Origin of the sequence: Allobosea sp. LjRoot90 (assembly GCF_964254315.1) — a bacterium.
Lineage (GTDB): Bacteria > Pseudomonadota > Alphaproteobacteria > Rhizobiales > Beijerinckiaceae > Allobosea.
Map to the genome: position 1 here is coordinate 329982 of NZ_CAXUTF020000002.1, position 12871 is coordinate 342852.

Annotated in this window: 12 protein-coding genes; 5 read left to right on the plus strand and 7 right to left on the minus strand. The window is 66.2% G+C overall.

Going from position 1 to position 12871, the window contains the following annotated elements:
* Positions 1–3: 3 nt before the first annotated feature.
* The 4 genes from ACSQ3M_RS08365 to argE all read right to left on the minus strand — a co-directional run bounded on the left by ACSQ3M_RS08365 (position 4) and on the right by argE (position 5020).
* Positions 4–951, minus strand: coding sequence for an ABC transporter permease (locus ACSQ3M_RS08365; protein ID WP_436149605.1), 948 nt, complete (start codon positions 949–951; stop codon positions 4–6).
* An 8-nt stretch (positions 952–959) separates the two neighbouring features.
* A complete protein-coding gene (locus ACSQ3M_RS08370) occupies positions 960–1940 on the minus strand; it encodes an ABC transporter permease (protein WP_126113596.1) in 981 nt (326 codons plus the stop codon).
* A 104-nt stretch (positions 1941–2044) separates the two neighbouring features.
* On the minus strand, positions 2045–3634 hold the full coding sequence (locus ACSQ3M_RS08375; RefSeq protein WP_436149606.1) for an ABC transporter substrate-binding protein: 1590 nt from the start codon (positions 3632–3634) through the stop codon (positions 2045–2047).
* Positions 3635–3871: 237 nt separating this feature from the next.
* The gene (argE, locus tag ACSQ3M_RS08380; RefSeq protein WP_436149607.1) at positions 3872–5020 is read right to left on the minus strand and encodes an acetylornithine deacetylase; all 1149 of its coding nucleotides are present in this window, start codon (positions 5018–5020) and stop codon (positions 3872–3874) included.
* A gap of 152 nt (positions 5021–5172) precedes the next feature.
* Between argE and ACSQ3M_RS08385 the strand changes: the two genes are divergently transcribed.
* Positions 5173–6141, plus strand: coding sequence for a threonine ammonia-lyase (locus ACSQ3M_RS08385; protein ID WP_436149608.1), 969 nt, complete (start codon positions 5173–5175; stop codon positions 6139–6141).
* A 54-nt stretch (positions 6142–6195) separates the two neighbouring features.
* Here ACSQ3M_RS08385 and ACSQ3M_RS08390 read toward each other — a convergent pair whose 3' ends face one another.
* Together ACSQ3M_RS08390 and ACSQ3M_RS08395 are read right to left on the minus strand one after the other, a co-directional pair.
* Positions 6196–6786 carry a hypothetical protein gene (locus tag ACSQ3M_RS08390; RefSeq protein ID WP_436149609.1) on the minus strand — a complete coding sequence of 197 codons (591 nt, stop codon included), beginning with the start codon at positions 6784–6786 and terminating at the stop codon, positions 6196–6198.
* An 88-nt stretch (positions 6787–6874) separates the two neighbouring features.
* Positions 6875–7771 (minus strand): LysR family transcriptional regulator, encoded by an 897-nt coding sequence (locus ACSQ3M_RS08395; protein ID WP_436149610.1) that lies wholly within the window; start codon positions 7769–7771, stop codon positions 6875–6877.
* An 83-nt stretch (positions 7772–7854) separates the two neighbouring features.
* Between ACSQ3M_RS08395 and ACSQ3M_RS08400 the strand changes: the two genes are divergently transcribed.
* From ACSQ3M_RS08400 to ACSQ3M_RS08410, 3 genes are all read left to right on the plus strand, one after another.
* Complete coding sequence (locus ACSQ3M_RS08400; protein WP_436149611.1) at positions 7855–9198, plus strand: acyclic terpene utilization AtuA family protein; 1344 nt, start codon at positions 7855–7857, stop codon at positions 9196–9198.
* Position 9199: 1 nt separating this feature from the next.
* Complete coding sequence (locus ACSQ3M_RS08405) at positions 9200–9508, plus strand: AtuA-related protein (RefSeq protein ID WP_436149612.1); 309 nt, start codon at positions 9200–9202, stop codon at positions 9506–9508.
* Between the two features lie 66 nt (positions 9509–9574).
* Entirely contained in the window at positions 9575–10543 is a 969-nt protein-coding gene (locus tag ACSQ3M_RS08410) for a Bug family tripartite tricarboxylate transporter substrate binding protein (protein WP_436149613.1), read from the plus strand.
* A gap of 72 nt (positions 10544–10615) precedes the next feature.
* Here ACSQ3M_RS08410 and ACSQ3M_RS08415 read toward each other — a convergent pair whose 3' ends face one another.
* The gene (locus ACSQ3M_RS08415) at positions 10616–10885 is read right to left on the minus strand and encodes an usg protein (protein ID WP_436149614.1); all 270 of its coding nucleotides are present in this window, start codon (positions 10883–10885) and stop codon (positions 10616–10618) included.
* A gap of 348 nt (positions 10886–11233) precedes the next feature.
* Between ACSQ3M_RS08415 and groL the strand changes: the two genes are divergently transcribed.
* Positions 11234–12862 (plus strand): chaperonin GroEL, encoded by a 1629-nt coding sequence (gene groL / locus ACSQ3M_RS08420; RefSeq protein WP_436149615.1) that lies wholly within the window; start codon positions 11234–11236, stop codon positions 12860–12862.
* Positions 12863–12871: the final 9 nt, after the last annotated feature.

Genomic DNA, 12871 nt, shown 5'->3' on the forward strand with positions numbered 1-12871 from the left:
GGCTCACCTCAACCGCGGGTTCAGGGCGTCGCGCAGCCAGTCGCCGAGCAGGTTCACCGCCAGCACCAGGATCGCCAGCGTCACGCCCGGGAAGGTGACGATCCACCAGTCACCCGAGAACAAATAGCGGTTGCCGATCGAGATCAGCGTACCGAGCGAGGGCTGGGTCGGCGGCAGGCCGACGCCGAGGAAGGAGAGCGTCGCCTCGGTGATGACGGCGAGCGCAAGGTTGATGGTCAGGATGACCAGCACCGGGCCGATCACGTTCGGCAGGACATGGCGCAGCATGATCAGCGGCGCCGGCAGGCCGACGAGTCTGGCAGCCTGGACATAGTCCTTGTTGCGCTCGACCAGGGTCGAGCCGCGGATGGTGCGGGCATATTGCACCCAGAAGGAAAGCCCGATCGAGATCACCAGCACGTAGAGCGCGGTATCCTCGCGGTTCGCGCCCTTGAAGATGCCGCGCACGACGCCGTCGATCAGAAGCGCGATCAGGATCGCCGGGAAGGTCAATTGCACATCGGCAATGCGCATGATCAGCGAATCGACGCGGCCGCCGAGATAGCCTGCGAGCAGGCCGAGCGTGATGCCGATCGTCGCCGCCAGCGCGACGCCAAGCATGCCGACGATCAGCGAGACGCGCAGGCCGTAGAGGATCGCCGAATAGAGATCGCGGCCCTGGTCGTCCGTGCCGAGGATGAATTTCGGGTCGCCGCCATCCTGCCAGGCCGGCGGGATGTTGGCGTCGGCGAGGAAGACGGTCGCCGGGTCGAACGGATTGGTCGGGGCGATCCAGGGCGAGAAGGCGGCGCCGATGAACAGCACCAGCACGATGACGGCCGCGACCATCGTCACCTTCGAGCGCAGGAAGCTCGCAAGGATGTCGCTGTCGAGGATGCGGGCCCAGAGGGAGGGCGGCTTTTTCGAGGGGGAAGCGGGTTGTGCGCTCATGACCGACCTCAATGCGCCCCGATCGTCGCGCGCAGGCGCGGATCGACCAATGCGTAGAGCAGGTCGACGATCAGGTTGATGCTGACGAACAGGAAGGAGATCAACATGAGATAGGCCGCCATGATCGGGATATCGACCTGCTGCACCGCCTTGAGGAAGAGCAGGCCCATGCCCGGCCACTGGAACACCGTCTCGGTGATGATGGCGAAAGCGATGATCGAGCCGAGCTGCAGGCCGGCGATGGTGATCACCGGCACCAGCGTGTTCTTGAGCGCATGGCCGAAGTGGATGGCTCTCGTCTTGAGGCCGCGGGCGCGGGCGAACTTGATGTAGTCGGTGCGCAGCACCTCGAGCATCTCGGCCCGGACGAGGCGCATGATCAGCGTCATCTGGAACAGCCCGAGCGTGATCGAGGGCAGGATCAGCGCCTTCCAGCCGGAACCGGTCAGGAGGCCGGTGGTCCACCAGTTGCCTATCTTGACGACCTCGCCGCGCCCAAAGGAGGGCAGCCAGCCCAGCGTCACCGAGAACAGGTAGATCAGGAGAATGCCGATCAGGAAGGTCGGCAGGCTGATGCCGACGAGCGAGACCGTCTGGAAAATCTTCGCCAGCCAGCTGTCGCGGCGCAGCGCCGTGTAGACGCCCATGGGTATCCCGACCAGCAGCGAGAACAGCGCCGACATGAAGGCGAGCTCCAGCGTCGCCGGTGCGCGCTCGCCGAGCAGCGAGATCACCGGCAGGCGGAACTGGTAGGAGACACCGAATTCGAGCCGCGCGGCATTGTAGATGTAGCGCGCGAACTGGACGACCACCGGCTCGTCGAGGCCGAGCGTCTGGCGCAGCTGCGCGACCTGCTCCTGCGGCGTGTCGACGCCGACCATCTGGTTCACCGGGTCGCCGACGAAGCGGAACATGGTGAAGGCGATGAGCGCGACCGCGAGCATCACCATTAGCGACTGGAACAGCCGGCGCAGAACAAATGCGAGCATGTTCGCCCTTACAAGGAATCTGAGGCCGCCCCACGCGGGACGACGTCTATGCTGCAGATAGAGAAAGGGCGCGTGGGCTCTTCGCCCGCGCGCCCTTCAGGCCCTTACTGCTCCTTGGTGGCGTAGTAGAGCAGCACCGAATTGTCGGCGCGCTGAGCGAGCTTCACCTTCTTCGAGACGCCCCAGGCCAGAGCCTGCTGGTGGAGCGGAATGTAGGAGACCTCATCGACGGTCATCTTGTAGGCTTCGCCGATCATCGCATTGCGCTTGGCGGTGTCCGACTCGACCAGGATCTTGTCGGTCAGCTCGTCGACCTTCTTGTTGCAGTAATTGCCGAGGTTCGACTCACCGCGCGAGGAGCCGGCGACATCGCGGCAGCCGAGGATGTCATAGAGGACATTGTGGCTGTCGAAGGTGCCGGGGGTCCAGCCGAGCAGGTAGAACGAGGTCTTGTAACCGCCGGGCTTCAGCACCTTGGCGAAGTACTGCGCCTTGGGCTGGGCGTTGAGGCTGACCTTGACGCCGATGCGGGCGAGCATGCCGACCACGGCCTGGCAGATCTGGCCGTCATTGACGTAGCGATCGTTCGGGCAGTCCATGCCGAGCTCGAAGCCGTTCGGATAGCCGGCCTCGGCGAGCAGCTTCTTGGAGGCCTCGGCGTCGAACTTGGCGCGGGTGAAGCCGGCGGTCGAGAACAGCTCCGGTGCGATCATCAGCGGCGACGGCGTCGAGAGCCCGCGCATGACGCGGCTCTTGATCGTCTCGATGTCGATCGCCTGGTAGAAGGCTTGGCGGACCTTGACGTCCTTGAAGGGGTTCTTGCCCTTGACGCTCGATTCCAGCAGCTCGTCGCGGGTCTGGTCGAAGCCAAGGAAGATGGTGCGCAGTTCCGGCCCGGTCAGCACCTGGGCGTTGCCCGCGGCGTTGACGCGCTGGATGTCCTGGATCGGAACCGGCTCGATCACGTCGACTTCGCCGGAGAGCAGCGCGGCGACGCGGGTGGCGTCCGAGGAGATCGGCGTGAAGACGATCTCCTTGATGTTGCCCTCGATCTTCTTCCAGTAATTCTCGTTGAACTTGAAGACGGTCTTCACGCCCGGCTGATGGCTCTCGATCTTGTAGGGGCCGGTGCCGTTGGCGTTGAGCGAGGCATGGCTCGGGGTGGTCGCAGCCGCCGGGGTCGGGGCGACGGCGTTGTTCGCCTCCGCCCACTTCTTCGACATGATGTACCAGGTGTCCCACTGCGCGTTCAGGATCGGATTCGGCGCGGTCAGGACGACGTCGATCGTATGGTCGTCGACCTTGACGAACTTGGCGCTGGTCGGGATGCGGGTGGTGAAGTTCGAGCCCGTGGCGCGGACGCGTTCGGCCGAGAAGAGCACGTCATCGGCGGTGAAGTCCGAGCCGTCATGGAACTTGACGCCCTTGCGCAGGAAGAAGCGCCACTTCAGGCCGTCGTCGGAAACTTCCCACTTCTCGGCGAGCGCCGGCTCGATCTTGAGGTCCTTGCCGCGCGCCGTCAGGCCTTCATAGGGATGGCCGAGATGGGCGTTCGTGGTGGTTTCGTTGACGGTGTAGGGATCGAGGGACTTCAGCTCGCCCTGGTTGGCGTATCGCAAGGTCTGGGCTTGCGCAGCCCCGCACATCAAGGCCAGGGCCGCTACAGCTGCCAGGCAATGGGTCTTGAACGACATGTGAGACTGCTCCCGATTGGTTGAAACCACTCCTCCCCAGGAGCGGTGCCGGCTGCCTGCTTATTTTGGCGGCACGCCGACGAAGGCGGCAGATTAATGACGGTTCGAAGCCCGCGTCCAGTGCGTCCGATCGACTTCGTTCCAGATCGAACTTTGTTGCGAATCTTACTAATCCAACGCACGAAGCTGCGAAGGGCGCGCCAAAGCCTCGCAATGAAGCGCCCCCGCTTTGCGTGCTCAGCGGGCCAGCTCCGCAATCAGCGCGCGGACAAAGGCCGTCCCGGCGTCGAGCTGGGCCACGGTGAGGAACTCGTCCGGCTGGTGCGCCTGGGCGATATCGCCGGGCCCGCAGACCACGGTCGACCAGCCTGCCGCCTGGAACAGACCGCCCTCGGTGCCGTAGGCGACGACATGGCTGGCATTGTCGCCGGTGACACGGCGGGACAGCGTCTCGGCCGCCCCCTCCTTTTCCGGCGCGAGCGGCGGAGTCTGGGAGGTGATCTCCATGGTGATGCCGGTTTCGGGCGCGATCGCCTTCATCGGCGCCTCCAGCTCAGCGATCTTGGCGCGGTAGCGCGCGACATAGTCGGCATCGTCGCCGGGCATGACGCGGACCTCGTGGCTAAAGGTGCAATGCTCGGCGGTGATGTTGACCGCCGTGCCGCCCTCGACGACGCCGACATGCAGCGTCGAATAAGGCGGCTCGAACGCGATGCCGGGCTGCACCTTCGCCTTGTTCTCCTGCATGACGTCATCGTGCCAGGCGATCAGCTTGCCGGCGACCATCACGGCGGGAACGCCGATATCGACGCGGCTCGAATGCACGGCGTGGCCGCGCACCGTCGTCTTCATGCGGGTGCCGCCCTTGTGGCCGGTGACGACCTGCATCATCGAGGGCTCGCCGACGATCACCGCCGAGGGCTTCAATCCAGCCGCCGCCATGGCGTCGATCATGATCGCGGCGCCGATGCAGCCGACCTCCTCGTCGTAGGAGAGCGCGATGTGGAAGGGCCGCTTCAGCCCGGCCTCGAGCATCTCCGGCACCAGAGCCAGCGCGATGGCGTCGAAACCCTTCATGTCGCAGCTGCCGCGGCCATAGAGCTTGCCGTCGCGCTCGGTCAGCGTCCACGGATCGGAACTCCAGTCCTGCCCTTCGACCGGCACGACGTCGGTATGGCCGGAGAGGACGATGCCGCCGGCGGCTTGCGGCCCGACGGTCGCATAGAGATTGGCCTTCTCGCCATCGGGGCTCGGCACGATCGTGCTCTCGACCCCGTGCGCGGCAAGATAGTCGCGGCAGAAATGGATCAGCTCGAGATTGCTGCGCCAGGACTCGGTGTTGAACGACACCAGCTTGGCCAGCATCTCCTTGGGGGAATAACGCACGGGTAAAATCTCCGATGAGCTGGCCGATAGGCAGGAACCGTGCCGGCAGGCTACGCACGCGCCGTCTGCCGTCAATCGGCATCGGGCGCTTGACCGGGCTGCGCCCGACGCGCTGTTGTGCCGGCCAAGCAACGCATTCCCGTGAGTCCGCCATGTCCTTCGACGTCACCCTCGCCGACATCCAGGCCGCCGCCGCCCGCATCGCCGGCAAGGTCAGGCGGACCCCGACCTTCCTGAGCGCCGGCCTCACGGCCAGGCTCGGCGTCGAGACCGTGGTCAAGGTCGAGAGCCTGCAGCTCGCCGGCTCGTTCAAGGTCCGCGGCTGCTACAACAAGCTGCTCGGCCTTTCTGAAGCCGAAAGGGCGCGTGGCGTCGTCACCGTCTCGGGCGGCAACCACGCCATCGCTGTCTCGCTGGTCGCCAGCATGCTCGGCATTAAGGCGCTGGTGCTGATGCCGAAGAACGTCGCCCCGCTCAACATCCGGCTGACGGAGGAAGCGGGCGGCGAGGTCGAGCTTTGCGAGGATGCGCTCGCCGCCTTTTCCAAGGCGGAGGAGTACGAGGGCAAGGGCATGACCCATGTCCACTCCTATGACGACCCCGCGATCATCGCCGGCCATGGCACGGTCGGCTTAGAACTTGCAGCCGATGCCGGCGGACGGGTCGACCATGTCTTCATCTCGATCGGCGGCGGCGGCTTCTCGGCCGGCGTCGGCGCGGCGCTGAAGGGGCTCGACCCGGCGGTACGCATCCACGGCGTCGAGACCGAGGGCGCGACGACGATGACGCAGGCGCTCGCAGCCGGAAAGCCGGTGCCGATCCGCCCGACCTCGATTGCCCGCACGCTCGGCGCGCCGTTCGCGACCGAGCGGACGATGGCGGCCGCGCGCCAGTTCCTCGAGGAGATCATCGTCGTGCCCGATGCCGAAGCGGTGCGCGAACTGGTCTGGGTGCTGCAGAACGGGCGCGTCCTGCTCGAGCCTGCCGCATCCTGCACCGTCGCCGCCGCCATGACGCGCAAAGACCAGTTCAAGCCGGGCGAGCGCGTCGCGCTGGTGCTGTGCGGCTCGAACGTCGCGCTCGACGATATCGAGCGCTGGCGCCAGGAATTCGGGGTCTGAGCCGACCTGCGCGGGAGCGCCGACCGAGGCGCCCCCTCCGGCCTCACGCTTCAGCTACGGGATGACGCTGCCGCGAGCCCGTCCACCCGCGACGCGGCAGGAACAGCCGGCGCCGAGATCGGCCGGATTGATCAGCTGGCAGGTGCGGACAGGCGTCTGGCAATAGTTGCCGATGCCTGAAGAGGCCGGGCCCCGATAGGTCTCGGCATAGTATCGCCGGGGATAATATGGCGGCGGCTCTTCATAAGAGGGCGTGCCGTAATAATAGGGATAAGCCGCCGCACCCCCGAGGATCGCGCCGGCGGCCAGGCCTCCGGCACCCCATCCCCAGCCACCGCCATAATAGCCGCGCCGCCCATAATAGCCGCCGCCATACCAGCGATTGGGCCGATAGCCCCAGCCAACGCCGCCGCGATTGAAGCCGCCGCGATAGCCATAGCCTCCTCCGAGGCCAGCGCGAGAGCCGCCGAAACCTCCTCCAAGCCCGACGCGATTGCCGCCTCCGAAGCCTCCGCCGCTGAGAGCGCCGCCCGCACGGACACCGCCTCCCCGGAAGGTACTGCCGCTGATCTGCGCCGAGGCGTCATTGGCGGCGAAAGCCAGCAGGGGAACGAGCGAAGTGGCGAGAACGATCAGGCGGCGCATGGCTGCCTCCCATTCGAGAAAGGATCGTCAAGCATCAACGCGCGGACACTTTGGCTGTTCCAAGGCGAGAGCCGCTCGACGTTAGAGATCATCTCTCGGCCGCGAGCATTCGCTTGAGCTCAGTCAAGAAGCGCTCGCTCGCCGGCGGCAGGGTCCGCCCGCGACGCTTCACCACCGCAATCGGACGGACGAAACCATCGCCCTCGATCCGCTGCGAACGCAGGCTGCGCTCGGCCCGGACCTCCATGGCCGCCCCCGGCAGAATGGCGACGCCCAAGCCGGCGCGTACCATGCCGACGGCACTCGACATGTAGGTGACCTCGGCGCCGACGAGCGGCACCGTGCCGGCTTCGGCGAAGGCCCGATCGACCACCTGCCGGACGCTGGTCGCAGCATCCATCAGCACGAGCGGATGCCTTGCCAGATCGGCGATCCCGATCTTGGCCAGGCGGGCGAGCGGGTGGTCTTTCGGATAGACCGCGTGCATCCGGTCGCTACCGCGCAGCAGGATTTCGAGGTCGGCATTCGGGACCGCGCCGCCGGTCAGGCCGAGATCGGCCTCGCCGCTGGCAACCAGCTCGGCGACGCCGCTCGCGATCACGTCGCGGACCATGAAGCCGATGCCCGGATGGCTCGCGCGAAAATCAGCGATGATCTCCGGCAGCATGCCGGAGGCGAAGGACGGCAGCACGGCGAGCCTGACGATGCCGCGCTGCATGGTCGAGAGCTGGCGTGTCTCGGCGAGCACGCCATCGAGATCGCGCAGGATGCGGCCGAACGTCGGCAAGAGCTCGGCGCCGTTGCGGGTCAGCGCAACCACGCGGGTGTTGCGATCGAACAGGCGGACGCCAAGCGCCTCTTCGAGTTTCCGGATCTGAACGGTGAGTGCCGGCTGCGACAGGTTCAGGCTCGCCGCCGCGCGGGTGAAGCTGCCGCTATGGGCGATCGTCACGAAGGCTCGCAGCTGCCCGACATCGAGATTCATAATTTTTCTCTATTACTGATATCCAATAATTTCAATTGTTTAATCAATAGGAGCCTGCGTCTGATATCCGGACGGGAGGACGCATGAAAACGGTGCGGATCGGAGCAGGCGCGGGATATGCCGGCGACAGGATCGAGCCGGCGCTCGAACTCGCCCAGAAGGGCGCACTCGATTATCTCGTCTTCGAATGCCTGGCCGAGCGCACGATCGCCCTGGCCCAGCAGGCGCGCCGCAAGAACCCGGCAACCGGCTTCGACCCCTTGCTCGGTGAGCGGCTGCGGGCCGTGCTCGCACCCTGCCGGCGCGCCGGCACGCGCATCGTCACCAATATGGGCGCGGCCAATCCGCTAGCCGCCGCCGAACAGGCTGCCAGCATCGCCCGCGAACTCGGCTTTCCCGGCCTCAGAATCGCCGCGGTGACCGGCGACGACGTGCTTGCGGTCATTGCCGGCAGCGGGCTCGCCATCGAGGAGTGCGCGCGACCGGTGTCCGCATTCGGCGATAGCCTGGTCTCCGCCAACGCCTATATCGGCGCAGAGCCGATCGCCGCGGCCTTGGCCGAGGGCGCCGATATCGTCATCACCGGCCGAGCCGCCGATCCATCGCTCTTCGTCGGACCGCTCGTCCATGAGTTCGGCTGGTCCTTCGACGACTGGCACCGGCTCGGCCAGGCGACGCTGATCGGCCATCTGCTCGAATGCGCGGGACAGGTCACCGGCGGCTATTTCGCCGATCCCGGCTTCAAGGATGTCGCCGGCCTCGCCCGCCTCGGCTTCCCAATCGGCGAGGCCTCGGAGGATGGCAGCGTCGTCGTCACCAAGGTCGAAGGTTCCGGCGGCCAGGTCACGCCGGCGACCTGCAAGGAGCAGATCCTCTACGAACTGCACGATCCCGCGCGCTATCTCACGCCCGACGTCACCGCCGATTTCTCGCAGGTTCGCGTCGCGCAGATCGGGCCGGACCGGGTGCGCATCGAGGGCGCGAGCGGCCGGCAGCGGCCGGACACGCTCAAGGTCTCGCTCGGCGTCGCGGAAGGCTTCACCGGGGAAGGCCAGATCTCCTATGCCGGCCCGGGCGCGACGGCACGCGGCGAACTCGCCCTGGCGATCGTGCGCGAGCGGCTGGCGCTGACCGGCGTCGCAACCAGCGAGCTGCGCTTCGACCTGATTGGCGTGAATGCCCTACATGGCGAGGCGCTCTCGGCCCGCGGCGGCCAGGAGCCCTATGAGGTCCGGGCCCGCGTCGCCGGCCGCACCGCAGACCGAGCCGAGGCCGGGCGCATCGGCCGCGAGGTCGAGACGCTCTACACCAATGGCCCGGCCGGTGGCGGCGGCGTCACGACCTCGGTGCGCGAGGTGCTCGGCGTGCTCTCGACCTATCTGCCGCGCGAGCAGGTCGTTCCCGCCGTGCATATTCTGGAGAGCTGAGATGAAGCTGCGCCAGATCGCCCATGCCCGTACCGGGGACAAGGGAAACACTTCCAGCATTGCGCTGATCGCCTTCGATCCCGCCGACTACCCGCGGCTTGCGCGCGAGGTCACGGCCGAGCGCGTCGGCGCGCATTTCGGCGCGCTCGTCGCTGGCGAGATCACCCGCTACGAGGTGCCGAGCCTGGGCGCGCTCAACTTCGTCATGCGCCAGGCGCTCGGCGGCGGCGTCACCCGCTCCCTTGTCCTGGATACCCACGGCAAGAGCCTGAGCTCGGCCCTGCTCGACCTCGACCTGCCCGACGACTGATCTGCCCGGCGACTGAAGAACTCCGCGTGAAGCGGGCGATGATCCACGACAATGGAGGAGACGATGATGAAGACGAGGCGTTGGCTGCTCTCAACTGCGGCCATGATCGCGACCGGACTGGCGCTGCCGGCCGCGGCGCAAGACTTCCCAGCCAAGAACATCAAGTTCGTCGTGCCGTTCGCCGCCGGCAGCGCGACCGACGCGCTGGCGCGCATCCTCGGCGAGCATCTCTCGAGAAGCCTCGGCAAGCCCGTCGTGATCGAGAACCTCCCCGGCGCCAGCGGCATCATCGCGGCGCAGAACGTCGTCCGGGCCGATGCCGACGGCCATACCCTGCTGATCACCACCAACACCACCCATGGCGCCAATCAGAGCCTGCTCAAGAGCGTGCCCTATGACGCGGTCAAGGATTTCGAGCCGGTCGGCAAGCTCGGCACGATCACGCTGGCGCTCGCGATCCACCAGTCGGTGCCGGCGAAGTCGGTGCAGGAGCTCGTCGCCTATGCCAAGGCCAATCCTGGCAAACTCACCTTCGGCGCCGGCTCGAGCTCGTCGCGCATCGCCGGCGAGATGCTGAAATCGCTTGCCGGCCTCGATCTCACCTATGTGCCCTATCGCAGCAATCCGCAGGCGATCACCGATCTGCTCGGTGGCCAGATCTCGATCGTCTTCGCCGACATCTCGACGACGCTGCCGCAGATCAAGGCGGGCAAGGTCAACGGGCTCGCCGTCTCGACTGCGAAGCGCAGCCCGCTCGCGCCCGACCTGCCGACGATGGCGGAGGCCGGCGTCGCCGGCTACGATCTTGCTGCCTGGTTCGCCGCCTTCGCCCCGGCGAAGACGCCGCGGCCAATTGTCGACAAGCTCAATCAGGCCTTCGTCGCCGCACTCAACGACAAGACGACGCAGGAGCGGCTGCTCGCTGCCGGCATCGAGCCCGAGACCAGCACAGCTGACGAGCTCAAGGCCTTCGTGCCGGTCGAGATCAAGAAATGGGCCGATATCGTCAAGGCGGCCGGCATCCAGCCGGAGTGAATCGCCGAGCGAACGCCGAAGCCGGCGCCGGCCCCCGCCGGCTCCGGCTGCGCGAGGTGGATCGCCGCCTCGTCACTGCAGCCTGAATTCGCAGGAGATCGCCCGCAGGTCTGCCGGGCCGATCAGGCCGTGATGACTCACGATGACGCGGAAGAGCTTGCCTTCGAGCGACCTCTGCCAGAAGGTGAGGAAGCGCTTCAATTCCGGGAACGATGGCGCCAGATCGTATTCCTGCCAGATATATTCCTGCAGGATCGAGGGATGGTCCGGCAGGCGGTAGAGGATGTCGGCGGTGGTCAGACCATAGCCGGCAAGCTGGCGCGCGAAGTCGGACGAGGCCATTTTCTGCTCCGTGACTGCTGGCGAAAGATCGCAGCGCCAAGTCGACGGGCCGGCAACGAAAAAATTGCCGTTTCACAATATTTCCAGTATCTTAGCATTTAATCGAGACGGGCGCCACCAATCGCTCGGGCGCAAGGGCGGGACAGGCTGTATCTTCGAGGGTACAGCGTCCGGGGGGGTGCCCATTTCACCGCGGGCGGAGCGGCGCCCATCGGACATGCGAACGGCAAGGAACCGGGAAAGCCAGGGGCGTCACCATCATCCCGACATCACCAGGCACGAAGATCGCCGCATCGGCATCCTGACCGACTGCCGCGCCATTTCATCCCCGACCAGGAGGATCGGATCATGGCTGCCAAGGAACTGCGATTTTCGTCGGAAGCCCGCGACAAGATGCTGCGCGGCGTCGAGATTCTCGCCAACGCCGTCAAGGTCACGCTCGGTCCGAAGGGCCGCAACGTCGTGATCGAGAAGTCGTTCGGCGCGCCCCGCATCACCAAGGACGGCGTCGCCGTCGCCAGGGAAATCGAGCTTTCCGACAAGTTCGAGAACCTGGGCGCCCAGATGGTGCGCGAAGTTGCCGCGAAACAGCATGATGCCGCCGGTGACGGTACCACCACCGCGACCGTGCTCGCCCATGCGATCGTCCGCGAGGGCGCCAAGGCCGTCGCTGCCGGCATGAACCCGATGGATCTGAAGCGCGGCATCGACATGGCGGTGGAAGCCGCGGTAGCGGACCTCAAGAAGAACTCGAGGAAGGTCACCTCGAACGCGGAAGTCGCGCAGGTCGGCACGATCTCGGCCAATGGTGACACCGAGATCGGGCGAATGATCGCTGCTGCGATGAAGAAAGTCGGCAACGAGGGCGTCATCACCGTCGAGGAGGCGAAATCGCTCGCCATCGAGCTCGACGTCGTCGAGGGCATGCAGTTCGACCGCGGCTATCTCTCGCCCTACTTCATCACCGACGCGGAAAAAATGCGGGCCGAGCTGGAAGACGCCTATGTCCTGGTTCACGAGAAGAAACTGTCGTCGCTGCAGGCGATACTGCCGATCCTCGAGGCCGTTGTGCAGACCGGCAATCCGCTGCTGATTATCGCCGAGGACGTCGAGGGCGAGGTGCTGGCCACGCTCGTCGTCAACAAGCTCCGTAGCGGCCTCAAGGTCGCGGCCGTCAAGGCTCCGGGCTTCGGTGACCGCCGCAAGGCCATGCTCGAGGACCTCGCGATCCTGACCGGTGGCCAGGTGATCTCGGAGGACCTCGGCATCAAGCTGGAGAACGTCACGCTCGCCATGCTCGGCCGCGCCAAGAAGGTGACGATCGACAAGGAGCACACCACCATCATCGACGGCGCCGGATCAAAGAAGCAGATCCAGGCTCGCGTGGCGCAGATCAAGGCGCAGATCGAGGACACCACCTCGGACTACGACCGCGAGAAGCTGCAGGAGCGACTGGCCAAGCTCGCCGGCGGCGTCGCGGTCATCCGGGTCGGCGGCGCGACCGAAGTCGAGGTCAAGGAAAAGAAGGACCGCGTTGACGATGCCATGCATGCCACCCGCGCTGCGGTGGAGGAAGGCATCCTGCCGGGCGGCGGCGTCGCCCTGCTCAGGGCGCTGAAGGCGCTCGCCGACGTCAAGCCGGCCAATGCCGACCAGCGGACCGGCGTCGAGATCGTGCGGCGCGCGCTCCTGGCCCCGGCCAAGCAGATCGTCGAGAACGCCGGCGAGGACGGTTCGGTCGTGGTCGGCAAGCTGCTCGAGTCGAAGGACTACGCCTATGGCTACAACGCCCAGACCGGCAAATATCAGGATCTCGTCGCGAACGGCGTGATCGATCCCGCCAAGGTGGTGCGCACCGCACTCCAGGACGCGGCTTCGATCGCCGGCCTGCTGATCACCACCGAGGCCCTGATCGTCGAGGCACCGAAGAAGGACGCCCCGATGCCCCCGATGGGTGGCGGCGGCATGGATTTCTGACGTTTTCCC

Bases quoted from the DNA above. Each gene is read 5' to 3' on its own strand.
- ACSQ3M_RS08365 (WP_436149605.1), bottom strand. From the start codon at position 951: ATGAGCGCACAACCCGCTTCCCCCTCGAAAAAGCCGCCCTCCCTCTGG.
- ACSQ3M_RS08370 (WP_126113596.1), bottom strand. From the start codon at position 1,940: ATGCTCGCATTTGTTCTGCGCCGGCTGTTCCAGTCGCTAATGGTGATG.
- ACSQ3M_RS08375 (WP_436149606.1), bottom strand. From the start codon at position 3,634: ATGTCGTTCAAGACCCATTGCCTGGCAGCTGTAGCGGCCCTGGCCTTG.
- ACSQ3M_RS08385 (WP_436149608.1), top strand. From the start codon at position 5,173: ATGTCCTTCGACGTCACCCTCGCCGACATCCAGGCCGCCGCCGCCCGC.
- ACSQ3M_RS08390 (WP_436149609.1), bottom strand. From the start codon at position 6,786: ATGCGCCGCCTGATCGTTCTCGCCACTTCGCTCGTTCCCCTGCTGGCT.
- ACSQ3M_RS08395 (WP_436149610.1), bottom strand. From the start codon at position 7,771: ATGAATCTCGATGTCGGGCAGCTGCGAGCCTTCGTGACGATCGCCCAT.
- ACSQ3M_RS08400 (WP_436149611.1), top strand. From the start codon at position 7,855: ATGAAAACGGTGCGGATCGGAGCAGGCGCGGGATATGCCGGCGACAGG.
- ACSQ3M_RS08405 (WP_436149612.1), top strand. From the start codon at position 9,200: ATGAAGCTGCGCCAGATCGCCCATGCCCGTACCGGGGACAAGGGAAAC.
- ACSQ3M_RS08410 (WP_436149613.1), top strand. From the start codon at position 9,575: ATGAAGACGAGGCGTTGGCTGCTCTCAACTGCGGCCATGATCGCGACC.
- ACSQ3M_RS08415 (WP_436149614.1), bottom strand. From the start codon at position 10,885: ATGGCCTCGTCCGACTTCGCGCGCCAGCTTGCCGGCTATGGTCTGACC.
- groL (WP_436149615.1), top strand. From the start codon at position 11,234: ATGGCTGCCAAGGAACTGCGATTTTCGTCGGAAGCCCGCGACAAGATG.